Source organism: Sulfurovum zhangzhouensis (assembly GCF_030347965.1).
Taxonomy (GTDB): domain Bacteria; phylum Campylobacterota; class Campylobacteria; order Campylobacterales; family Sulfurovaceae; genus Sulfurovum; species Sulfurovum zhangzhouensis.
On record NZ_JAQIBD010000003.1, the window covers coordinates 18,845 to 40,868 of the forward strand.

Below are 22,024 nucleotides of genomic sequence, written 5' to 3' on the forward strand. Positions count from 1 at the left end.
CCTTAAGTCTCTTTGTCGCTATTATAACGTACCTTGCTCGTACATTGCTCTCATCTTCTCTTTATCTTTTTCTCTTTTAAGCTTTTCGGCCTCTTTGGCTCTAAAGCCGCCTACTGAGAAACCAAGCCACATCAAGATCGGTGAGGCTACGAAGATTGATGAGTAAGTACCTACGATCACACCTACAAGCAGAGTAAATGAGAATCCGTTAATGATCTCTCCTCCAAACAAGAAGAGTGTCAATACCACAAAAAAAGTTGTCAAAGAAGTCAATGTTGTACGCGAAAGTGTACGTGTCACAGACTCATCGATAATCCCTGCGAGGTCAGGCTCTTTGATCGTTCTGATCCCCTCTCGGATACGGTCAAAAACAATAATTGTATCGTTAAGTGAGTATCCAAGGATCGTCAGCAACGCCGCTAAGATATCCAGGTTCACTTCTACACTGAAGAGTACGATCATACCCATAGCAATAGTAACATCATGAATAAGTGCCATTACAGATGCTATTGCAAAACGCCACTCAAATCTAAATGATACATAGATCAAAATACCGATGATCGCCAGTACCATAGCCATCAGCCCCTTCTCACGAAGCTCTGAACCGACCTTTGCACCAACCATATCGACACGTCTTACTTCTTTAAACCCTTGAGTGTCTTTGAGCAGTTCTCTAACCTGATCTCCTATATCCGTACCGACATTCTTCGAACTTGTCTTTGTTTTGATCACGATCTCTTCATCTACACCGAAGTAAGTAACGCTTGCACCTTTATATGCTTCTTGGGTATTAAGAACATTTCGAACTTCATCTATCGGTGCTTTCTGATCATACTGAACCTGTATCACGGTACCGCCGGCAAAGTCGATACCCATATTGAAACCTTTGGTAAAGATCAGTCCTAAAGAGGTAAGCACCAATATCATCGAAAGAATTCCAAAACGTTTTGCATGTGACATCAAAGAGAGAGGTTTTTCATATTTAAAAAGTTCCATTATTTACTCCCTTTTATTCCAAACCAGTAACCCAGTCTGTTTTTATCCATTTTTGGCACTATCCACTGGTAGATACCGTGTGTTCCAACAATAGCTGTTAGCATTGATGCCATAATACCGATACTCATAGTAAGTGCAAATCCTTTGATCGCACCTGTACCGTATGCATAGAGCACAGTTGCAGCGATCAGTGTTGTAACGTTGGCATCCCAGATCGCAGTGAAGGCATTATTGTAACCGTCTTCAATCGATTTTACTATCGATTTTCCTTCATGAAGCAATTCACGAATACGCTCATTGATGATTACGTTGGCATCTACTGCCATACCTACGGTAAGTACGATACCAGCCATTCCAGGCAGTGTCAGAGTCGCGCCAAAGAGAGACATAATTGCAAGGATCAAAAAGAGGTTCCCTATCAATGCGACATTGGCAATCACACCTGCCATACCGTAGTAGATCACCATAAAGGCAACAACAAGTACAAATCCAAGTACTAATGCGATAGAACTTGCCTTGATACTATCTGCACCCAAACTTGGTCCTACACTTCTCTTCTCCATTACATATACAGGTGCGAGCAGTGACCCTGATCGTAAAGCGATCGCTAGATCGTGTGCCTCTTCCATACTAAACTGTCCAGAGATCTGCACATGTCCTCCACCGATGCGTTCACGGATATTCGGTGCAGAGTAAACTTGATCATCAAGTACAACTGCCATACGTTTACCTACACTGATAGCTGTAAAATCACCGAATATTTTTGCTCCCTGCCCATTAAGTGTGAAGTTGATCACAGGCTGGCTGTTCTCATCAAAACCGACTTTTGCATCAGTAAGCATGGAACCATCTAGTACAGGGATCCCTTTAAGTAGATACTTCTCTCCTGTATTGACATCTGACAATATCACATTGCCATAGCTTTTCGCCTCTGCTGCACTCATGGAGTTTACACGTGCAATTCTATCTTCATCGACTGCCATCAACTGTAAGTGTGCTGCACGTGCTATGAGTTCACGGATACGCTGTTCATCTTCTTGTGTTTTGATACCGGGTACCTCAACAAGGATCTTATCTTCACCTTGTTTTGCAACCGTAGGCTCAGCCAATCCGAACTCATTCAGTCTACCTCTGATCGTATCAACTGCCTGATCAATCGCATCTTTTTTAGTTCGTTCGATCTCCTGTGCGGTCATCTGTATAGAGTACTTCAAAGCATTCTCGCTAAATGTCACACCTTCCAACTCCTCTTTGAGGAGCTTATTGACCTTAGCGATATCATCTTTGTCCAAGATCTCAAAAGTGATTACACCCGTATCTTCATCCAGCTTCAATGCATCAAAGATGATCTCTTCATCATCAAAGAGATATTTAACGCTTGATGCGATGGATTTAGACTTAGACGCAATCGCAACTTCGTTTTTAACACCAAGCAGCATATGGAGCCCACCTTGAAGATCAAGCCCCAAGGTGATCTTCTTCCCGCTTTCGCTTTGCATTAAAGACGGGATAGAGAATACCACCCCGAAAATCAGTGCAAAAGCAAAGATGATCACTCTAAAATTAAGCATCGCTACCGGTTACCTCTTCTTTTTTTGCTACAAACGATCTGTCAAGTCTGACAATCGTATCTTCATTTAGTTTGATTTTGATAAAATCTTCTTCAGTTTTCACAATCTCTGCAATAAGCCCACCGCTTGTAACGATCTTGTCACCTTTTGTAAGGCCATCAAGCATCGCACGGTGTGCTTTTTGATGTTTCTGCTGTGGTCTGATGATCAAGAAATAAAAGATCGCAAATAAAATGATAAGTGGCAAAAATGAACCGATTACACTACCTTGTTGTTCCATGGATATCCTTCAATGAATAAAATTGGCAAATATTTTAACACCTTTGATATAACAAGAGGCTTGCTAATATCTTTTTTGTTATCCGCTTTTATCTACATCCATCATTTCAACCTTTCATATCCGATTTTAAATACGTTATTAGGGCTTCTGGGACTCTATCTTTTATTGGCTTCAGAGCGTAAGAGCTGGTTCTGGAGCGGCGTATTTGTCGGACTCTTTTGGTTTTGGTGGATCATACTCAGTTTCAAACACTACCAAATGCTTTGGGCTATACCTATCGGACTGCTATTCATCGCTTTGATCTATGGGATAATTTTTTGGGCCATTGCTTATCTTAGTGAAAAACTTGCTTCAACACTCCCTGTTCAGGCTCTATCTGTACTTATACTAAAAGGGCTTGGCGTTTTGGCAATAAGCTATATCCACCCTTTTAGCTTTGACTGGCTCAAACCTGAACTCATTTTTATTGAGAGCTACCTGGGGATAGAAAAGTGGCAGTTTGCTATCATTCTTTCCGCGGTCATTTTAACCCTTTGGCAATCCCGTCCTTATTATCTGCTTTTAATCGTATTAGCCTACCATCCTTTACCCAAAAATGTTCCGACAGTTGATAAGGATCTACAGATCATCTCTACATCAATTCCAGTTGAGGATAAGTGGAAAGAGTCTCATCAGCCTCTGCATTTTCAGATGTTTTTTGAGCAGATCGACAAAGCGATCAATGCTGATAAAAAACTGATCATTCTTCCGGAGTCGGTCTTCCCTGTATTTATCAACCATTCCCAGGAAATCATCGACAAACTTCAAGCACGTGCCCAAAAAATCAATATCGTCACCGGAGGGCTCTTTGCTGATGGCACTGTGCCACGTAACTCTACTTATATCTTCACCAAAAATCATATATTGGTCGCTAACAAAGTCGTGCTGGTACCCTTTGGAGAGAGTAATCCTCTGCCTGACTTTCTTAGTGACTGGGTCAATGAAGTCTTTTATGACGGTGCAGTGGATTATGTCGCCAGTGCGGATATCACAGACTACAAGGTTGAAGGTAAAGTCTATCGCAATGCGATCTGCTTTGAAGCAACCAGCGAAAAGCTCTACAAAGATCATCCAGAACATATGATTGTATTAAGTAACAATGGCTGGTTTGTTCCCTCTACTGAGCCGAGTTTACAAAAATTGCTGCTGCTTTATTACAACAAAAAGTATGATACGACCATCTATCACAGTATCAATATGTCGCCCTCTTATATCATTCAAGACGGTATGATCATGGAGGTAGAGTAATGTGTGCGATCTTCGGCATTGTCGGGAAATATGATACAACTCAGGCACAAGGAGCTTTTGAGACACTGACTCACAGGGGAGTAGACGAAAGTAATGCGATTGGCAACGAACAATACTTTCTTGGAGTGCACCGTCTTGCTATTACTGCCATTCATACGCCGCATATCCAACCCATCCAAAAAGAGAATCTCCTCTTTGCTATGAACGGTGAAGTATACAACTACCGGACATTGGCTCACGAACTGGGTATCGAAGCTAAAAGCGATACGCAGGTTGCTTTTGCTGCCTATCAGCAATGGGGTGATCGTTTTGTAGAAAAACTGCGCGGGATGTTTGCGATCGCGATCATAGAGAATGGTACCGTTAAACTTTTTCGCGATCCATTTGGTAAAAAACCGCTTTACTATACAATCCATGATGGACAGATCATCTTTGCCAGCGAACTCAAAGCAATTCACTCACTAAAGCCTTTAGAGTTTACCAGAGAGGTCATTCCCGGCTACCTTTCTTATCAAGCTGCTGTAACCCCCTCTACTTTCGATAAAAATGTTTTTCAAGTCGGTGCAGGATACCAAGTGAGTATTACGCAAACCCATGATGTCTCCACGCATCAGTATTTTTCTGTACTGGATACACCTGTTACTCTCAATACCAAGGAAGAGGCGATCGATCAAATTCACCAGAAACTCATAGATTCCGTGATACTACGCCTTCCGGCGGAGGTGAAATACGGTGCCCTGCTTTCAGGAGGTCTGGACTCTTCACTTATTGCTGCACTGGCGGCATCCAATGCACCCCTACACACATTCAGTATCGGTTATGAAGGCTATGAACAGCATGACGAACGTCCTTACGCTGCACGAGTTGCAGAACATATCGGTTCAACACATCACGCCTATAGTTTTACAAAAGAGAACTTTTTGGAGACTATGGAAAAGATACTTGTGATCCTTGATGAGCCTTTTTCCGATCCGGCGATGGTACCTCTTTTTTATCTTATGGAACAGATACATAAAGAAGGTATCAAAGTGGTACTTACGGGTGATGGGAGTGATGAACTCTTTCTTGGTTATCGCACCTACAAAGAGTACCTGGATATCGAACAGCTTTCCAATCTCAAACACAAAAACTGGCTCAAAACCTATCTTAAATCACACTTTTCCATGCATAAAGAGTGGGAGTGGTATAAACGTATCCTAGAAGACAAAACTCTTTTCCGTTCCAGTGCTGAACTCTTTACGGATCTACAGCAAAACAAGCTGCTCAAGATGAACATCAAAGACAATCACTCACTAGATAAGATCACTGCGTATATCCAAGAGTTTGAACAATGCGAAAGAAAGGCACCGGTAGACTGGTATAGCTTTTTGGACCTCAAGATACAACTCGGTGAAGTCTTTTTACGGAAACTCGATCGTATCAGTATGGCACAAAGTATCGAAGCACGAACACCTTTTTTAGATAAAGAACTTGTTCAAACCGTCTTTGCCTCTGCTCCTGAACTCAGAATTGAACAGATATCCAAAGGATGGATCAAAGAAATTGCCAAAACCTATCTGCCTGAAGCGATCATACACCGTAAGAAAAAAGGCTTTAACTATCCATACTTGGAATGGCTGCAAAGCAGTAATGAACTGGAGATTATTCTGACAGTCCAAAAGAAGTTTAAACTGTTTAATGATAATCAGCTCAAATGGCTTCTTTTAGAAGGGGAACAGGGAAGATTTCAACATCAGATATTCTCACTCTATATCCTCTGTAAATGGATGGATAGGAAACTTGGTTGATTGACTCATTGTAATGAATTTAGATAAAATATATAGAAATAAAAGTATGCAATGAACTTCAAAAAATTCTTTATCGCACCGATCAAAGGGTACCAGTATATCTCCCGTATGCTTCCTGCCAACTGCCGTTACTATCCGAGCTGCTCTGAGTATGCTAAATGGCAGTTCGAATTCAATGCTCCTTACAAGGCATTGACAGCATCTTCACTGCGGATTTTGCGTTGTAACCAATTTTTCAAAGGGGGAATCGATTATCCTTTGGTAGACTACACCCCTCCTAAACCGATGGATTTACTCCATTTTAATCAATTTTGTGGCAAAATAGTTATCATCTACTGGCTTGTCCCCAAGGCCGGAACAACCCAATTTTATGTACTAAAGGACTTTGATGCCACAACAATTGAGTATCCACTCACCGCTTGATATGCACCTTCACCTCAGAGACGGGGAGATGTTAAAAAACATTGCCAAAGCAAGTGCTCATACATTTTCCGGTGCGATCATTATGCCTAACCTTGTACCACCGGTAACAAACAAAGAAGAGGTCATTGCTTACAAATCACGTATTATGGAGGCGATCGGCGAAGAGAGCTTTGAGCCTTATATGACACTTTTTTTCAAACCTAGTTACGATAGAGCATTTCTTGAATCAGTCCGTGATGAGATCACAGCGCTCAAACTCTACCCTGCAGGGATCACTACCAACAGTGAAGGCGGTGTAAGCGGCTTTGATGTAGAAGAACTTCGCCCTACACTCACAGCGATGAGCGATCTTGGCATTCCTTTATGTATCCATGGAGAGACCAACGGGTTTGTCATGGACAGGGAAGCTGAATTTGTTTCCATCTACGAGAAGTTGGCAACAGCTTTTCCTGAACTGAAGATCATTATGGAACATATCACAACAAAAGAGAGTGTGGAAGCGCTGGAAAAACATCCAAACCTTTATGCAACGATCACACTGCATCACCTGCTCATTACACTGGATGATGTAGCCGGCGGAATGTTACAGCCTCACCTTTTCTGTAAACCGATTGCAAAACGTCCTCATGATAGAAAAGCTCTTCTGGAAGTTGCACTCAAAGCACATCCTAAAGTGATGTTTGGTTCAGACTCTGCACCGCATCCAAAGGAAGCAAAAGAAGCATGTGGTTGTGCGGCAGGGGTGTTCACTGCACCAATAGCACTGCAAGTCTTAGCTGAACTCTTTGAGAAACATGATGCTTTGGACAGACTGCCTGATTTTATCAGTGGGAATGCAATGCGTATCTATGGAGTTACACCGCCGTCTAAAGAGGTAGTACTGGAAAAGAGTCCCTTTGTAGTACCAAATGATTATAACGGCGTTGTACCGATGTATGCAGGAGAGGAAATTGCATACTCGATCAAAGAGGTCAATGTTGGATAGTAAACTTAAAAAGTTTGTTAAGGGTCACAGCGCCTTTCAAAAAGTCAAGTTTAAAAAGAATGAAGAACGTTTTAAACGTCTTGTTGAAGAAGGCCAAAATCCCAAAGCACTCTTTATTGGGTGTAGTGATTCCCGGGTTATGCCAGATATGATCACCGGAGCTAAACCGGGTGATCTTTTCATTATACGCAATATCGGAAACTTCGTGGCACCTTATAAGCCTGATGAAGATTACCACTCAACTGCCTCGGCCATTGAATATGCCGTCAGTATTCTGGAGGTTTCAGATATCATCGTCTGTGGACACTCTCACTGTGGTGCGATAGAAGCGTTGTACGCAAACCTTCCTCAGACAGATGAGAACCTGCACACAATCAAGTGGCTTGATCTTGGCAGGGATGCGAAGAAGATTGCTTCGCTTGCCTACAAAGGAAAAGATCGCGCGGAAATGTTACGTTATACAGAAAAGATATCGGTAGTATACCAGCTGGAGAACCTGCTGACTTATCCTGGTATACAACGGCGCATTGAAGAAGGGAATCTCTTCTTGCATGCATGGCATTATGACCTTGAAAGCGGGGTCATTGAACATTATGACGATGAAATATTTGAGTTCATCCCATTAAGTCAAAAGTAATAATTATCTATTAAGATAAATAATAGTATAAATTATACATCAATTCCATAAGGAGAACGTTGTGTTCGCAAATAACATTACCGAACTGATCGGTAACACACCGTTAGTAAAGATCAATTCTCTCTCTGAAGAAACAGGGACAACCATACTGGGTAAATGTGAGTTTATGAATCCCACTTCATCTGTCAAAGACCGTATTGCTTTCAATATGATCGATAAAGCGATGAAAGCAGGTAAGATCAATCAAGATACAACCATCATAGAACCTACATCAGGAAATACAGGTATCGGGCTTGCCGCTATCTGTGCAGCGAAAGGGCTTAAACTTATATTGACAATGCCTGAATCCATGAGTATAGAAAGACGTAAGCTGCTTACGCATCTAGGTGCAAATCTTGTACTCACACCAGCGACCAAAGGGATGGGTGGAGCGATCGAGAAGGCCAGTCAACTTGTAAAAGAGTTGGATAATGCCGTCATTTTACAACAATTTGACAACCCTGACAATCCCGATATTCATAGAAGAACTACCGCTATAGAAATATTAAAAGATACAGATAATCATGTGGATATCTTTGTTGCTGCAGTTGGAACAGGGGGTACACTTACCGGTACTTCCGAAGTGCTTAAAGAACATCTTCCTAATACTTACTGTGTTGCGGTGGAACCTCAATCTTCTTCTGTACTTTACGGTAAATCTGCAGGTCCGCACAAAATTCAGGGAATCGGTGCAGGATTTATCCCAAGTGTACTCAATACTGATATTTATGATGAAGTACTCCCTGTGTCAGACGAAGACGCATTTGCAATGTCAAGAAGAGTAGCTAAAGAGGAAGGATTGTTGGTAGGTATCTCCGCAGGTGCCAACTTGCATGCAGCTATGGAATTGGCAAAAAGACCGGAAAATAAGGGTAAGACCATCGTCACTATACTTTGTGACACTGCTGAACGTTACTTATCTACAGAACTGTTTGAATAATTTTTACCATGCGATCGACCGACCTTCTTTTAGAGACCATTAAATGTGAGGACGGTGAGATACATCATCTAGAGTACCACCAAAACAGAGTTGACAAAAGCAGGAGAGAGCTTTTCGGTTTGACAGAAACACTTGATCTTGCATCTGTGCTCAAGGCTCCCGATGAAAAACTCTACCGTTGCAGAGTACTCTACTCTCATACTGTAAAATCCATCGAATACATTCCTTATACCCCAAAAGAGATCAAAACCCTAAAAGTCGTTCCCGCAGACATTACCTATGATTATAAATTTGCTGATCGCAGTGAACTTGACAAGCTCCTAAAGACAAACCAGGATGCTGATGATGTCATTATAGAAAAAAATGGACTGATCACAGATACGACCATTGCCAATATCGCTTTGTTTGACGGCAAACGATGGATCACTCCCAGAAAACCTTTACTTGAAGGAACCATGCGTGCTTACCTCATAGATCAGGGGTTCCTCCAACTAAGAGATATCACAAGTGATTCGCTGAAAAGCTGTGAAAAAGTAGCTTTAATGAATGCTATGATAGGATTTAAAATTCTAAGTCACATCAACATTTTAAAATCTTAAGGCACAACATGACGATCAATCTTTTTCAAACACCCGAATACAGAGCCATTATGGAAGAGCATTTAAGCAAAAACCTAACATACCTTTTTGAAAAGGATCAGGATTTTGCGATCGTCTGTCAAATCAAACATGTCACCTTTACACCTGAACTTCCTTCAAATATCTATGAATCATTTAAAGATACTGTGTTGTTTGTTTTAAGTGGTTATACCTTTCAAAGTGCAAAAGTAGAAGAAGGTATATTTTCATTTGAAGCAGGCTTTGGCAATGAAAATTTCGGTTCAACCGTTTCGATGCCGTTACTGGCGATTAAACAGCTTTTTGTCGGCGATACTCCGGTTGTTATTAACCATGCGGAAGTTACCTCTAAGGTTCTATCTAAAGAGGCTTCAACACAAAGCTCTATGAATGTACTTCTAAGTAACCCGAAAAATAAAAAATTTTTGAAAAAAAAATAGAAAAGTGTCCACTGTGACTTAAGCGTCACAGTTTCCAGTAAGAATGTAGTTCACAACATTCTCTACATAAGCATTATGTTTATTCTCTTTAGAGTAAGCAATATAGAAGCTTCTTGACATCGTATAACCACGAAGTCTAGCCTCAAATAGTTCACCTCTACTTACCTCTTCTTCAATTGCATGTTTAGAAATAATTGAAACAACCGGCTTTGCTTCATTCCTTTTAGCTTTTTTGATCGACTGTAGTACTGCGGTAGTGTTACTCACTTCACTAAGTACATTAAAGCTTTTACATGATACACCCAACTCCTCAAATACTTCGGAAACTACCTGTCTTGTATGTGAACCTTCATCACGACAGATCCATTGAAAATCATAAAGTTCTTCTGTTTTCAATACTTTAGGAATCGGTACGTTACTTACGACAACAAGCTCATCTTCCAGCCACTCTCTATAGATCAGTTCATTATCGAACACAGGAGATTCAATCAAACCGAGATCAAGTTTTCTATCTTTGATATTCTGCACGATATTTTCACTCAAGTCGATACTTAACTTAACATCGTTATTGATCGCTTTACTCATAGTGTTGAGACATTGCCCAGGAATAATATAAGTACCGATCGTGAAAGATGCACCCAATCTAAAAGTGATCTCTTTATTGATAATCTTCAAAACTTCATTCTCAGATGCATGGATCTCTTTTTCTAAACGTAATGCGATCTTATAGAGTTCATCTCCGGCTGCTGTAAGCTTGATCCCGTTTTTCTTACGTTCAATGATCTTCTCACCTAAATATTTTTCTATAAACTTTATTTGCTGTGTTACTGCAGGCTGAGAAATACCAAGCTTCGCAGATGCTTTTGAGAAACTTCTCTCTCTTGCAACAGTAAGAAACGTCTCAAGTTTAACAAAATCTTTTAACATTCATTTCCTTTTTTAAATCATATATAGTACTAATGATGATCATTTACTATATATAAACAAATAATTCTAAAAAATATTATAACAAATTATACTTAACAATACATAAGTTGAACTTATTAGTAAGTTTATAGCTTTTACTTCTCTCTCTATCTAACCGAATGTCCTCTAGTCTTCCTTAATCATTTTAAGGGTATAATTAATAGATATTAGGAGTTAAATAAAAGACTAAATGGAAACAATAATAAATCAGCTCAATCCCTCACAGCGTGAAGCTGTAGAGCATATCGACGGTGCACTGCTTATCCTTGCGGGTGCCGGTTCAGGCAAGACTAAAACCCTTACAACAAGACTTGCATATCTCATAGGAGAAGTAGGTATTGATCCGGCAAACACACTCACTTTGACCTTTACCAATAAAGCTGCTGCAGAGATGAGAGAGCGTGCACTTAAACTTATGCCAAGACAGTCTACTTATCCTCCTCTGTTATGTACCTTCCATAAGTTCGGGTTGCTCTTTTTGAAATTCCATATTGAAAAGCTCGGACGTAACAATAATTTTGTGATCATCGACAGTGATGACAAAAAACGTCTCATTCGTACCATTGCCAAAGAGCTTAAAATTGATCTTAATATCTCATTTATCGCTTCTGAGATCTCAAAATACAAAAACTCGCTGCTCTCTCCTGAAGTAGTCAAGGAGAATGCAGAACTTTCTGATTACAAAAAAGTTGCTGCTATCTACGAAAAATACCAGGAGAATATTGAAGAGAACAACCTGGTGGACTTCGATGATCTCTTGATGCTTACTTATAAGATACTCGATGAGTACCCTGAACTTCGTAAAGAGACAAGTGAGCGGTACCGTTATATCATGGTAGATGAGTACCAGGATACCAATGAACTTCAATTTAAGTTACTTGAGCATCTCTGTAGCGAACACGGTAATCTTTGTGTGGTCGGAGACGATGACCAAAGTATCTACGGCTGGAGAGGTGCCAATATACGTAATATCTTGGAGTTTTCAGACAATTTTGAAGGGACAAAAGTTGTTAAGCTGGAAACCAACTACCGTTCTACGGATCCTATCTTGGAAGCGGCAAACACACTCATCGAACACAACTCCAGACGTTTGGGTAAAAAACTTGTAAGTCACAAAGGTAAAGGGGAATCGGTAAAACTTTTACACTCACTCGATGAGTCCATGGAAGCGAAATCGATAGCTCATGAGATACATGCACTTTTAGATAAAGGGGTTGATCCTGAAGAGATCGCCGTACTTTACCGTATCAATGCACTTTCAAGATCTTTAGAAGAAGGATTTACCAAAGAAGGCATCAGCTTCAAACTGATCGGCGGAATGCGTTTCTACGAACGTGCAGAGATCAAAGATATCATCTCTTATTTCAGAGTTATCTCAAACCCTTATGATGATTTCTCTTTACTGCGTATTATCAACAAACCCAAAAGAGGTATCGGTAAAGCTTCTATAGAGAAATTGCAAAAAGCCGCATATGATGCACATCTCTCCATATTTGCCTTTATTCAAAAGATGTCAACGGGAGAAGTGCCGTTGACAGTCAGCAAAAAAGTTGAAACAGCACTTGAAAATCTGGTAGAGGACATCACCTTTTTACGTGAGGAGATCTCAGGTTCGCTTGAAAACTTTATCAGCCTCTTTGAAGAGCGTATCAAATTAAAAGAACATTATGCTGCAATGGTGGATGGGTTTGAAAGGACTATGAACATCGATGAATTCTATGGATACTTCAGGGATGCTGTTTCCAAAAATCCGGATCTCCATCTTGATGAATTTCTCAATGACATCTCTTTGCAAAGTGATCAGGATCAGATAGAAGAAAATGCTATAACGATCATGAGTATCCATGCAGCAAAGGGACTAGAGTTTGAACATGTATTTGTCATAGGGCTAGAAGAAGAATTCTTCCCTCTATTAGGTGAAGGATGCAATATGGAGGAAGAACGCAGATTGGGGTATGTTGCGATCACCAGAGCCAAGTCTTACCTCACCCTTTGTTACGTCGATAGCCGTTTCTATAAAGGGCGTAGAAAAATGATAGATAAAAGCCGTTTCCTGGGTGAGGCAGGATTGATACAGGATGCCTCACTCAAGATCACAAAAAGCTCTACATTCAAAAAAGGTGATCTGGTCAAACATAAAATTTTTGGTATCGGACGTGTTCAAGCAGCAAACAAATCCGGCAAAGAGTATAAGCTTTTGATCAATTTCGGCGGTAACAAAAAAGAGATACTCAGTTCTTTTGTACAACCCGTTTAAGGATAGAGATTGAACCGTCTTTTTGTTGTCAATAAGCCTATCTTCCGTTCATCCAATAGCTATATGGGGTATGTGAAACGTAAATACGGTACAAAAAAAGTAGGCTTTTCAGGAACTCTCGATCCCTTTGCTACAGGGTGTCTCATCGTTGCTACCGGTATTTATACCAAGCTCTTCCAATTCCTCGATAAAACACCCAAAAGCTATAGAGCTACACTTTGGCTTGGAGCGAACTCTCCAAGTCTGGATATCGAAAATGTCGATAGTATCATGGAAGTGGAACCCTTCAGTACAGAAGTGATCAAAGAAGCACTTGCTGCACTTAAAGGTGAACTTACCTACTATCCACCCAAATACTCTGCAAAAAAGATAGGTGGGAAACGAGCCTATGAATTGGCACGTGAAGGAAAAGAGGTAGAACTCAAAACGATCACCTCCACCATCTATGAGATCAAACTAATCAACTATAACCATCCCTTTATCCATTTTGAAGCAACTGTAAGCGAAGGGGCTTATATACGCAGCCTTGGTGCAATAATCGCTGAAAAATTAGGTGTAGACGGAACACTCTCATCACTTCACCGTATCCATGAAGGAAAGTTCAAGTTTGAGAATGAAAAAGCACTCAATCCTTTTGAACACCTGGCGATCCCCCGCAATACCTATACGGGAGATCCAACCTATCTTGAACTAGGCAAGAAACTCTCTATAGACTATTTTGATATCAAACAAGACGGAACTTACCTTATCGAGACTTCCAACTTCTTTGCTATCTTAGAGATAAAAGAGGGAGAGGTGAGCTACAAACTCAATAGAATCCCAAAGTTCGAGGAGAATTAGGTGTATACGATCAATGCCCATGCCAAGGTCAATATCTTTTTGAAGATTACCGGACACAAAGAGGGATACCATACACTGATCTCGCGTTTTATGAGAGTGGATGACCTCTATGATACGATCACTTTTGAACCTTGTATAGCTGAAGAGTTTTCGATAGAGGGATGCGAAGGTGTACCTTTGGAATCAAATACCATTTATAAGGCCTACCAAAGCCTGAAAAAGTATACCAAAGACCCTAAACTGGAAAACTTTTTTAAACATCATAAAGTGATCGTCACCAAACGTATCCCAAGCCAGGCAGGACTTGGCGGGGGAAGCTCGGATGCTGCTGCATTTATGCGCCTATGCAATGAGGTGTGCAATCTCGGGATCGATACACCTACCCTCTCTCAGCTTGGTAGCCAGATAGGTGCCGATCTGCCTTTTTTTATTCAAAACTACCCATCTGCGAATGTCAGCGGTTTTGGGGAGATCGTTGAGCCTTTTGAAGAGGAAACACTTCACTTGGAACTTTTCACTCCCAAGATAGGGTGTGATACCACCGTAGTCTATAAAACCTTTAAAAAACATCTACTTGATGACATCACCTTATGCAGTTTTACGGGATGGGAGAAGATCGACTCAAGAACGCTACTCGAAACAATCGCTGATCCGATCATACTCAATGACCTTTACGCTGCTGCCCTGATCGCTTACCCGGAACTTGGAGAGGTTCCGCAGGCCAAAGAGGGATGGTTCTTTTCGGGGAGCGGAAGTACGTTTTTTCGAATAAAAAACTAATGTCCAGTGAGACCAGTGCAAATATGTATACAAAACCTTATAAAGTTATATATTTTATAAGGTTTTCATTCCAGCTCTCTTATTTTATATTTGTCTAATTATTTTCCTCTTTTTTTAAATCATATAAAGTAGGTCTATTAACAGCTGCTGTTAGGCGGATCCCCTCATCTAATTTTACTTCTGCATTTTTACTCACATAATAAGACTTAATCGGTGTAAACTTCTTCTTAATTTTTGATGATAAGTTATTGAAAAGTTTTAATGACCATTCACTTTCTGAGATAGTACTAATTTGTCCAGAAATAATTGCTTCATAATCTTTATAAACGCCCCCTGGTTCAAATAATACACTATCAGGATTATTACCTTGATCTGCATTATAATTAAATCCACCCTTTTTAAGCGCTATTGATTCAATAGCCATTTCCTGATTTGAGGGGATTAATAAATACCGTTTATCTAATACATGATTTCCTGCAATTGAAATACCTATATCCGGAACTTCTTCAATTGACTGATATACTTCTGCTTCGTTATTTTGTATATCATCAATGCGATACAATTTAAAATCAATATCCAAGAATGCCTCTTCGATGATATCTATCAGTTCGTCTTTGGTAGCAAAAAATATTATTGCTTTTCCCTTCAAATATTACTCCTATTGCTTAACTTATATCAGTTATTGAGTCAGTAAAGACTATGCCGATTTTCTCTCGTTCCCGATCTCCTGATCGGGAATGCAAACTTACATTAGTACCACTTCATATTTCTCTCGTTCCCACGATTTTCGTGGGAATGCATATAGCTGATTTATTAACAAAAAACATTTTACTTGAATCATTGATTGAAGTATGGGTTACCACGTACAACGTGGGAACCAATAAGCTCCAGTTTGTATGTCTGTTTTTTGTAAATTGTGAGTCTCTATTGACATACAACTTCAATGTTAAACCCTTCATCAGCAGTAGGAGCTTGAAAATAGCTGGTTACTTGATGAAAAACTTCTTCCGTATCAAATTGAGCGCGTTCTGGCAAATCTTGCCTTCTTTGTTTAAGCCGCTTTAAACACAATTGATCTTCTGCTTTAAGATAAATCAATTTGTGAGGGATTTGATCCTCTAAAAATATTTCTTTAAACCATGCTCTCTGCTTCTTTGTGTTCCCAGGGAAATCCATAACCACAGAAGTTCCTGAATGTAAAATTCTTTGTACATGTTCTTTTAATAAAGGCTTTAAGCGAGAGGAGTATTTAATGTAGTCGTCAAAGTTTTTTATTTCTTCTGGATAAATAGCAGATAGCCAATCGTCTTCAGATAAAAGAACTGCGTCCAATTCACTAGCCAGTTTTTTTGAGTAAGTTGATTTTCCAGCTCCCATCTTTCCAGTGAAAAATATCAGAGTTCCTTTTTCGTCAATTTCATTCAGGTGCAGCTTTTTTTCTATAAAATGAGTATTTGCTTCTTTATATGTACCAAGTAGGTGTTTAATGTGCTCATTTAGCTGATGCTTTTCGTCTAAAGAAGCATTTTCATAAAGTAGTTGCAGAGAAGAAGTGTGCCCTGAAAAGTGTGTGTTTAAATCATCTTCTTTCATAGTCCTACCTTTGTATTTGTGATTTATTTTATTATAAATTTTATTGCTTAAAAGACACTAGATAGTTTCCCATCCGAATATCTCAAATAACTTTTCAAAAGTTTCATCCAAGGGAGCGCTGATCTCCAACTTCTCTTTGGTTACAGGATGCTCAAAATTCATTCTATTGGCATGCAACAAAAGCCTGTGAACATCGAACTTATCTCTAAAGAGCTTGTTGTGCTCACCCCTACCGTGTTTTGTATCTCCTATAATCGGATGAAAGATATGCTTCATATGGCGTCTTAACTGATGTTTACGGCCTGTTTTGGGTTGGAGCCTGACCAGTGAGTATCTGGCAACCGAGTAGCGGCTTACAGCATAAGGCAGCTCTACTGTAGCCACACGCTTATAGTAGGTCTGTGCATCCTGAGCTTCTTTGGTAATCCCCTGCTCTTTTTGAGCCTTTGTATCAAGCATCTGTTTGAGCGGATGATCGATAAAACCCTCCTCTTCACAATAGCCTCTTACTACAGCGACATACTCCTTTGAAACATTCCCGCTTCGGAACATATCGGACATGACTTTGGCAACCTCTTGATCTAGAGCAAACAGCAGTATCCCGGAGGTTGGTTTATCGAGTCTATGAACAGGATAGACATACTGTCCTATCTGGTCACGTACGATCTGAAGTGCAAACCTTGTTTCATGTTTATCAATGGGAGATTTATGGACAAGCAGTCCTGAGGGTTTATTGACAGCGATCAGAAACCGGTCTTGGTAGAGTACCTCAAGCTCCTCTTTTTGATACTCTTCCACCAAGCCTCTTTTTCTGCTATTTAGTTAAGGTGAATTCTTCTTTCTGAGAATATATACTCTTTTAAGAAGAATGGATCAGTAACACCAAGTTCTTTAGCCATCTTTTCATTGATCAGACGATATGAGAAAGTATATTTTGCATAATCTGCACCTTGCGGTACATCAAACTCATAATCTTGTGTAGCTTTCCCTTGGAGTCTTGTATCTTTGGATTTTGAAGCTGCCAAATGAGGGATCGTCTCTTCACCCTTTGCATCTACCCATCTTGTCTCTAATACTTTTCGGTCCTCACCGACTTTTTTATCTGTCTTGTCAAAATAGTCTACATGCAGGATAATCTCTCTAAGTCCATAACCTGTTGGGATAGCATGCGGTGATTTGTTTTTCAAAGTAAGGATAAATTTACCCCTTTTTGTACTGCTTTTAACATCGATATAATTGATCATGATATTGCTATTATCAACACTTGCAAAACGGTGTTCTCTCACCATCCTCGGCTTAGGTTTTCCGCCACCTTGACTGTAGTTAGAAGCAAATCCTTCATACTTCTCGCTCATATGACAATCTTTACACCCTTCGTTCGATCCTGTAGCATCATACTCTTTCCCTGTTGCATAAACTTCAACACCGTGTTTATTTGGAGTACTGTAGTGGCATACAAAACAAAGTGTAGGCTCATCCGTCATAAAGTGTGCTCTTTGTGCTGTCTTATGATATGGCGAGACAGCATCATCAAATGGTCCGAACATTGTTCCCTGTTCTCCGAACTTAACCGTGTTCATCCCCTGCGAACCTTTAGATTTATCTAAATGGATCTCATCAATATTGTGACATACAACACAGTTAATACCATTTTGCATATTTTTGGTATTGAGTACTCTGTCCATCTCTTTTTTGTTCTCTTCAATGCCCATTAACAAGAGATATTTATCTTTATCTTCAACTGTTTTCTTTGTAATTCTAGGATTATGGCATTGAGCACATTCAACTTTTACTTCATCCAAGATAAGTGTAGGATTTTTGCGAACCATAAACTCTAATGATTTTTTAAAAAGATCATTTTTGGAAAAATGTGAGTTTGAGTGTCTTGAAGTCGCCCATCTTTTGGATATCTCCATATGGCATGCGTTACAGTTCTCATTGGTCTCATATTTTTTATTGATCTCCTCTGCTTGCAAACTAGTGATTGCCAATAGTGAGATTACTGCCCAAAACAGTTTCATCTTCCTTCCTCCCTTATTGATAAGATTTAAACTAATGAATCACAAAGAAAAATAAACATCTTCAGGCAATCCATTGACTCCTACCCGAGTCTCTGGTTTGTTGTCTCCCCTTACGTTAAATTTGGCTTTTTTAATGATGCATAGTAATTATATTATAGTAAATTATAACATTCTTAAATTAATTACTAGTTTATTGAAAAATGATCTGCTAAGTACTCCTTATGCTATAATTACGTAAATAAAATATTTTGAAAAAAGGAAAGTTTTGGCTATCAATATCATCGCACAAAATAAAAAAGCCAAACATGATTATGAAATTCTTGAAAAGTTCGAGGCCGGCATCGTACTTACCGGTGCAGAGGTAAAAGCACTGCGTGCAAAACGTGCCAATTTACAAGATTCCTACTGCCGTTTTATCAGAGGTGAACTCTTTTTGATGAATGCCCATATTGCACATCTGGAAACTGCCAGTAAACACTTTACCCCGGATACAAGGGCACCAAGAAAACTGCTTCTTCATAAAAAAGAACTGGAAAAACTTTATGTAAAAGTACATAAAGAGGGCCTTACGATCGTACCGCTTATGATCTACTTTAATGAACAAAACCGAGCTAAGACAAGTATAGCTATAGCCAGAGGAAAGAAATTACACGACAAGCGTGCTGACCTCAAAGAAAAAACATTGGATAGAGAAGCAAAACAAGCAATGAAGAACCGATCTTACTGAGTTCTTTTCAAACGTTTTGCTTTAAGCTTTTCATATGCAGAGAGAGATCCTTTTTTCTCTCTTTTTCTCTCTTGACGCTTTTTTTGAAGCTTTACATAGGTACTTGGCTTGAGTGATTTTATTTTTTGAAGTGCGTACCAGGAAGACAACCTTTTTTCTCCTATAAATGTTTCTATCCACTGCTTTACCCATTTTGCCAGATAAGCAAAAATGGCTCTTAAAGGGAGAGTAAAGATCTTTTCAATAATTATTTCAACACTTTTCAAACCCTTATATAATATTCCATACAGTTTTTGAAAAAAACTTTTAAGAAAAGGAACCTTTTCCAACCACTCCAAAAACCAAGAGAAAATGACCACTTCAAGAATAGGTGCGATCCAGCTACCCCATAGATAATCAGTAAAAAAGTAGCCGGCTGCCGTACCAAGCTTGAGAAATACCGCCAACAAAAAACTCCAGAACTTTGCCACAAATACCTTGATTGCCAACATCAAGCCCATGAATTTTCCTACTATTCCTAATGAACTAAGAAATGCCATCACAGCAATAATCTGTTTAATGATCGGGAATCTTCTAAAATTATTCTTGACATAATGCCCCAAGCGCAGCAGATCATCCTTGATATGATCAACAAAGTGTATTCTAATATGATGTGTGAGAACCTTCTCTATAAAATAGCGTTTACTTAGTCCTGTTGCAGAGAGCAAAGCGATCTTTTTGATAAAAAGTGAAAAAATAAACTTTCCTTTTACAAGAAAAAATCCAGAAAGAATAGCAATCACATGATGTTTTGCAAAAACAAATATACGGATAAATAATGCTACTAAAAAGGTACGGCTCTGTTCAATACTTAGCAATAATCCTAAGACAATTATAGTACTCAAAAAGACTGTAAAGAGCCAAAAAATACTATTTCTTTTCATGACTATGATCTGCGCAGTATTGTTTTGATCGCTTTATAAAACTGTTTTATTTTAGTAACAAAAGGGCTCTCTTTGGCGAAATACTTTGATTTAAAAGTCTTGAACCACTCTTTCAATTTCATTTTGACCATCTTCAGCCTGTTCATTGTTTGGATATAGATATCAGATGATTTAAGCCAGTCGACTGCATCCATAATTTTTTCATAAATCCATTTAAACCAGCCAAACTGCATAAGTTTATCTTCAGTCACTCTAAACAGCCAGAATGTAAATGCTGCTACAGGGATTTTTGCTACATAAAGTATAACACCCAAGATAACCTGACCACTCACAAAAAGTACACCTGCATAAATACCAAATGACTCTACAAGAGCCAATAGTACTACGAATATTGAAAGGATTAATGAAGGATTGGCATCATGTACCCTGACTTCTATACGTTGAAGTATCCTCAATCCATGTACATATGTGTAGATCGGCTTTGCGATTCCTTCCCAGATCAGCTCTTCAAAAACAATAAAAGTAATGACAAAAATAAGCTGTAAAAGAGTGATAATTCTATGTATGACAGTAGTTAGCATTAAAAAAGAGTCCCCTATACCTCAGTTTTGGATAATTATAGCAAAAAGCATTTAGCATTAAGTACAATGATAAAGTAGTGATATATAAAGTGTCTTTGTAATTGTGTAAAGTTTTGGAGTTTTATTTAAAGGAAGTAAAGATTTATTTTTAAATTGTTGTAGATTTGGATACCTGGGTAAAGAAGGCTACATATATGCAGCTGACCGCACCCAGGTATCCGAAGATGCAAAAAGCAGAGAGAAAGATTACTTTCTTCTAAGCTCTTTAATACGTGCAGCTTTACCTTTAAGTGCTCTTTGGTAGTAAAGCTTCGCTCTTCTAACTCTACCTCTTCTTCTAACTTCGATGTTCTCGATACTATCAGAGTAAAGTGGGAAGATTCTTTCAACACCTACAGAGTTTGCTCCCATTTTTCTTACAGTGAAAGTTCTACCTGTTCCTTCACCTCTGATTGAGATACAAAGACCTTCATAGTCCTGAATTCTTTCTTTGTCACCTTCTTTAATTCTTACAGATACTTTTAAAGTATCACCCGCTCTAAATTCAGGAATAGTTTTACCTTCTAGTTGCGCCTGTTCGAAGCTTTCGATGTATTTATTTCTCATGTTTTATACCTTTTTTGTATAAGTCTGGACGGAAAAACTTTGTTTTACACAAAGCCAAGTCTCTTTTAAAGTCCGTGATTTTACTATGATTACCCTTTAAGAACTCTGAAACTACTTCACGTCCATGATAATTTTTTGGTTTTGTAAATGAAGGTGCTTCTAAAAACGACCCTTCATAACTTTCCATACTCAATGAATCAATGTTGCCCAATACCTCTTCAATATTTCTACTTATCGCATCACACATCACCATACTCGGCAATTCTCCACCGGTAAGAATAAAATCTCCGATCGAAAAAACCTCATCTGCATGTGCCTCGATCACCCTCTCATCAATCCCCTCATATCTTCCTGAAACAAAAACAATATGCTTTTTCCCGGCCAAACGCTTAGCATCGTTTTGTTTAAACGGTTTTGCCACAGGTGTAACAAAAATAATATGGGCATCAGGAGATTCTTTTTTTATGCTATCCAATGTATCCATAAGCGGTTGTGGGGTCATCAGCATTCCTGCACCTCCACCTACCATTGGAGCATCTACTCTATTGAATTTATCTGTTGTAAAGTCGCGTGGATTAAAAAAATCTATCGAGATCCTATTTTCATCAATAGCCCGCTTTAGGATACTCTCAGTGAAATACCCTTTAATCAAGTTAGGAAAAAGTGTTACAAAAGAAAAGCGCATGATTATTCCTTAAAGTGATTAATCGCATGAACCTGCTACAAAA

General features: G+C 39.2%; 24 protein-coding genes. 12 read left to right on the forward strand and 12 right to left on the reverse strand.

Features of this window, described 5'->3' with window-relative positions:
- Positions 1–21: 21 nt before the first annotated feature.
- From secF to yajC, 3 genes are read right to left on the reverse strand one after another with little or no spacing between them, the layout of a single operon-like run.
- The gene (gene secF, locus PGH07_RS08310) at positions 22–996 is read right to left on the reverse strand and encodes a protein translocase subunit SecF (RefSeq protein ID WP_289413958.1); all 975 of its coding nucleotides are present in this window, start codon (positions 994–996) and stop codon (positions 22–24) included.
- Positions 996–2,567 (reverse strand): protein translocase subunit SecD, encoded by a 1,572-nt coding sequence (gene secD, locus PGH07_RS08315; RefSeq protein ID WP_289413960.1) that lies wholly within the window; start codon positions 2,565–2,567, stop codon positions 996–998. The genes secF and secD overlap by 1 nt, the downstream gene beginning before the upstream one ends.
- On the reverse strand, positions 2,560–2,847 hold the full coding sequence (gene yajC / locus PGH07_RS08320) for a preprotein translocase subunit YajC (protein ID WP_289413961.1): 288 nt from the start codon (positions 2,845–2,847) through the stop codon (positions 2,560–2,562). Before yajC ends, secD begins: the two co-directional genes overlap by 8 nt.
- Before the next feature lie 12 nt (positions 2,848–2,859).
- On the opposite strand from yajC, the gene PGH07_RS08325 reads away from it, so the two are divergent.
- From PGH07_RS08325 to PGH07_RS08360, 8 genes are all read left to right on the forward strand, one after another.
- Positions 2,860–4,134, forward strand: a complete 1,275-nt coding sequence (locus PGH07_RS08325) for an apolipoprotein N-acyltransferase (protein WP_289413963.1) — start codon at positions 2,860–2,862, stop codon at positions 4,132–4,134.
- On the forward strand, positions 4,134–5,921 hold the full coding sequence (gene asnB, locus PGH07_RS08330; protein WP_289413964.1) for an asparagine synthase (glutamine-hydrolyzing): 1,788 nt from the start codon (positions 4,134–4,136) through the stop codon (positions 5,919–5,921). Before PGH07_RS08325 ends, asnB begins: the two co-directional genes overlap by 1 nt.
- A gap of 51 nt (positions 5,922–5,972) precedes the next feature.
- Positions 5,973–6,344, forward strand: coding sequence for a membrane protein insertion efficiency factor YidD (yidD, locus tag PGH07_RS08335; protein WP_289413966.1), 372 nt, complete (start codon positions 5,973–5,975; stop codon positions 6,342–6,344).
- On the forward strand, positions 6,310–7,329 hold the full coding sequence (gene pyrC, locus PGH07_RS08340) for a dihydroorotase (RefSeq protein WP_289413967.1): 1,020 nt from the start codon (positions 6,310–6,312) through the stop codon (positions 7,327–7,329). The genes yidD and pyrC overlap by 35 nt, the downstream gene beginning before the upstream one ends.
- Positions 7,319–7,966 (forward strand): carbonic anhydrase, encoded by a 648-nt coding sequence (locus PGH07_RS08345; RefSeq protein WP_289413968.1) that lies wholly within the window; start codon positions 7,319–7,321, stop codon positions 7,964–7,966. The genes pyrC and PGH07_RS08345 overlap by 11 nt, the downstream gene beginning before the upstream one ends.
- A gap of 61 nt (positions 7,967–8,027) precedes the next feature.
- Positions 8,028–8,945, forward strand: coding sequence for a cysteine synthase A (cysK, locus tag PGH07_RS08350; RefSeq protein ID WP_289413969.1), 918 nt, complete (start codon positions 8,028–8,030; stop codon positions 8,943–8,945).
- A gap of 8 nt (positions 8,946–8,953) precedes the next feature.
- Positions 8,954–9,544, forward strand: coding sequence for an aminotransferase class IV family protein (locus tag PGH07_RS08355; RefSeq protein ID WP_289413970.1), 591 nt, complete (start codon positions 8,954–8,956; stop codon positions 9,542–9,544).
- Between the two features lie 8 nt (positions 9,545–9,552).
- Positions 9,553–10,002: a hypothetical protein gene (locus PGH07_RS08360; RefSeq protein ID WP_289413971.1), complete on the forward strand. Its 450-nt coding sequence runs from the start codon at positions 9,553–9,555 to the stop codon at positions 10,000–10,002.
- A gap of 18 nt (positions 10,003–10,020) precedes the next feature.
- Here the strand turns inward: PGH07_RS08360 and PGH07_RS08365 are convergent, their stop codons facing one another.
- Positions 10,021–10,929 (reverse strand): LysR family transcriptional regulator, encoded by a 909-nt coding sequence (locus PGH07_RS08365; RefSeq protein WP_289413972.1) that lies wholly within the window; start codon positions 10,927–10,929, stop codon positions 10,021–10,023.
- Between the two features lie 229 nt (positions 10,930–11,158).
- On the opposite strand from PGH07_RS08365, the gene PGH07_RS08370 reads away from it, so the two are divergent.
- The 3 genes from PGH07_RS08370 to PGH07_RS08380 are packed head-to-tail and all read left to right on the forward strand — an operon-like array spanning position 11,159 to position 14,845.
- Positions 11,159–13,225, forward strand: a complete 2,067-nt coding sequence (locus PGH07_RS08370; RefSeq protein ID WP_289413973.1) for an ATP-dependent helicase — start codon at positions 11,159–11,161, stop codon at positions 13,223–13,225.
- A gap of 9 nt (positions 13,226–13,234) precedes the next feature.
- A complete protein-coding gene (gene truB, locus PGH07_RS08375; protein ID WP_289413974.1) occupies positions 13,235–14,065 on the forward strand; it encodes a tRNA pseudouridine(55) synthase TruB in 831 nt (276 codons plus the stop codon).
- Positions 14,066–14,845, forward strand: a complete 780-nt coding sequence (locus PGH07_RS08380) for a 4-(cytidine 5'-diphospho)-2-C-methyl-D-erythritol kinase (RefSeq protein WP_289413975.1) — start codon at positions 14,066–14,068, stop codon at positions 14,843–14,845. It begins immediately after the preceding gene.
- Between the two features lie 94 nt (positions 14,846–14,939).
- Here the strand turns inward: PGH07_RS08380 and PGH07_RS08385 are convergent, their stop codons facing one another.
- The 4 genes from PGH07_RS08385 to PGH07_RS08400 form a co-directional block, all read right to left on the reverse strand.
- Complete coding sequence (locus PGH07_RS08385; RefSeq protein ID WP_289413976.1) at positions 14,940–15,494, reverse strand: hypothetical protein; 555 nt, start codon at positions 15,492–15,494, stop codon at positions 14,940–14,942.
- A gap of 275 nt (positions 15,495–15,769) precedes the next feature.
- A complete protein-coding gene (locus tag PGH07_RS08390; RefSeq protein ID WP_289413977.1) occupies positions 15,770–16,438 on the reverse strand; it encodes a P-loop nucleotide/nucleoside kinase family protein in 669 nt (222 codons plus the stop codon).
- Between the two features lie 57 nt (positions 16,439–16,495).
- A complete protein-coding gene (gene truC / locus PGH07_RS08395) occupies positions 16,496–17,236 on the reverse strand; it encodes a tRNA pseudouridine(65) synthase TruC (RefSeq protein ID WP_289413978.1) in 741 nt (246 codons plus the stop codon).
- Between the two features lie 20 nt (positions 17,237–17,256).
- Positions 17,257–18,459 (reverse strand): multiheme c-type cytochrome, encoded by a 1,203-nt coding sequence (locus PGH07_RS08400; RefSeq protein WP_289413980.1) that lies wholly within the window; start codon positions 18,457–18,459, stop codon positions 17,257–17,259.
- Between the two features lie 265 nt (positions 18,460–18,724).
- Here PGH07_RS08400 and smpB point away from each other — a divergent pair, with 265 nt between their 5' ends.
- The gene (gene smpB / locus PGH07_RS08405; protein ID WP_289413981.1) at positions 18,725–19,186 is read left to right on the forward strand and encodes an SsrA-binding protein SmpB; all 462 of its coding nucleotides are present in this window, start codon (positions 18,725–18,727) and stop codon (positions 19,184–19,186) included.
- Here the strand turns inward: smpB and PGH07_RS08410 are convergent.
- From PGH07_RS08410 to trmD, 4 genes are all read right to left on the reverse strand, one after another.
- A complete protein-coding gene (locus PGH07_RS08410) occupies positions 19,180–20,109 on the reverse strand; it encodes a hypothetical protein (protein ID WP_289413982.1) in 930 nt (309 codons plus the stop codon). The two genes, smpB and PGH07_RS08410, sit on opposite strands and share 7 nt — an antisense overlap.
- Positions 20,110–20,111: 2 nt before the next feature.
- A complete protein-coding gene (locus PGH07_RS08415) occupies positions 20,112–20,690 on the reverse strand; it encodes a hypothetical protein (RefSeq protein WP_289413984.1) in 579 nt (192 codons plus the stop codon).
- Between the two features lie 246 nt (positions 20,691–20,936).
- Positions 20,937–21,296 carry a 50S ribosomal protein L19 gene (gene rplS / locus PGH07_RS08420; protein ID WP_289413986.1) on the reverse strand — a complete coding sequence of 120 codons (360 nt, stop codon included), beginning with the start codon at positions 21,294–21,296 and terminating at the stop codon, positions 20,937–20,939.
- The gene (gene trmD, locus PGH07_RS08425) at positions 21,286–21,981 is read right to left on the reverse strand and encodes a tRNA (guanosine(37)-N1)-methyltransferase TrmD (RefSeq protein ID WP_289413987.1); all 696 of its coding nucleotides are present in this window, start codon (positions 21,979–21,981) and stop codon (positions 21,286–21,288) included. Before trmD ends, rplS begins: the two co-directional genes overlap by 11 nt.
- Between the last annotated feature and the right edge of the window lie 43 nt (positions 21,982–22,024).

Excerpts from the sequence above, each read along its gene's own strand:
- secF (WP_289413958.1), bottom strand. The coding sequence starts at position 996 with ATGGAACTTTTTAAATATGAAAAACCTCTCTCTTTGATGTCACATGCA.
- secD (WP_289413960.1), bottom strand. The coding sequence starts at position 2,567 with ATGCTTAATTTTAGAGTGATCATCTTTGCTTTTGCACTGATTTTCGGG.
- yajC (WP_289413961.1), bottom strand. The coding sequence starts at position 2,847 with ATGGAACAACAAGGTAGTGTAATCGGTTCATTTTTGCCACTTATCATT.
- PGH07_RS08325 (WP_289413963.1), top strand. The coding sequence starts at position 2,860 with ATGAATAAAATTGGCAAATATTTTAACACCTTTGATATAACAAGAGGC.
- asnB (WP_289413964.1), top strand. The coding sequence starts at position 4,134 with ATGTGTGCGATCTTCGGCATTGTCGGGAAATATGATACAACTCAGGCA.
- yidD (WP_289413966.1), top strand. The coding sequence starts at position 5,973 with ATGAACTTCAAAAAATTCTTTATCGCACCGATCAAAGGGTACCAGTAT.
- pyrC (WP_289413967.1), top strand. The coding sequence starts at position 6,310 with ATGCCACAACAATTGAGTATCCACTCACCGCTTGATATGCACCTTCAC.
- PGH07_RS08345 (WP_289413968.1), top strand. The coding sequence starts at position 7,319 with ATGTTGGATAGTAAACTTAAAAAGTTTGTTAAGGGTCACAGCGCCTTT.
- PGH07_RS08355 (WP_289413970.1), top strand. The coding sequence starts at position 8,954 with ATGCGATCGACCGACCTTCTTTTAGAGACCATTAAATGTGAGGACGGT.
- PGH07_RS08360 (WP_289413971.1), top strand. The coding sequence starts at position 9,553 with ATGACGATCAATCTTTTTCAAACACCCGAATACAGAGCCATTATGGAA.
- PGH07_RS08365 (WP_289413972.1), bottom strand. The coding sequence starts at position 10,929 with ATGTTAAAAGATTTTGTTAAACTTGAGACGTTTCTTACTGTTGCAAGA.
- PGH07_RS08370 (WP_289413973.1), top strand. The coding sequence starts at position 11,159 with ATGGAAACAATAATAAATCAGCTCAATCCCTCACAGCGTGAAGCTGTA.
- PGH07_RS08390 (WP_289413977.1), bottom strand. The coding sequence starts at position 16,438 with ATGAAAGAAGATGATTTAAACACACACTTTTCAGGGCACACTTCTTCT.
- PGH07_RS08400 (WP_289413980.1), bottom strand. The coding sequence starts at position 18,459 with ATGAAACTGTTTTGGGCAGTAATCTCACTATTGGCAATCACTAGTTTG.
- PGH07_RS08410 (WP_289413982.1), bottom strand. The coding sequence starts at position 20,109 with ATGAAAAGAAATAGTATTTTTTGGCTCTTTACAGTCTTTTTGAGTACT.
- PGH07_RS08415 (WP_289413984.1), bottom strand. The coding sequence starts at position 20,690 with ATGCTAACTACTGTCATACATAGAATTATCACTCTTTTACAGCTTATT.
- rplS (WP_289413986.1), bottom strand. The coding sequence starts at position 21,296 with ATGAGAAATAAATACATCGAAAGCTTCGAACAGGCGCAACTAGAAGGT.
- trmD (WP_289413987.1), bottom strand. The coding sequence starts at position 21,981 with ATGCGCTTTTCTTTTGTAACACTTTTTCCTAACTTGATTAAAGGGTAT.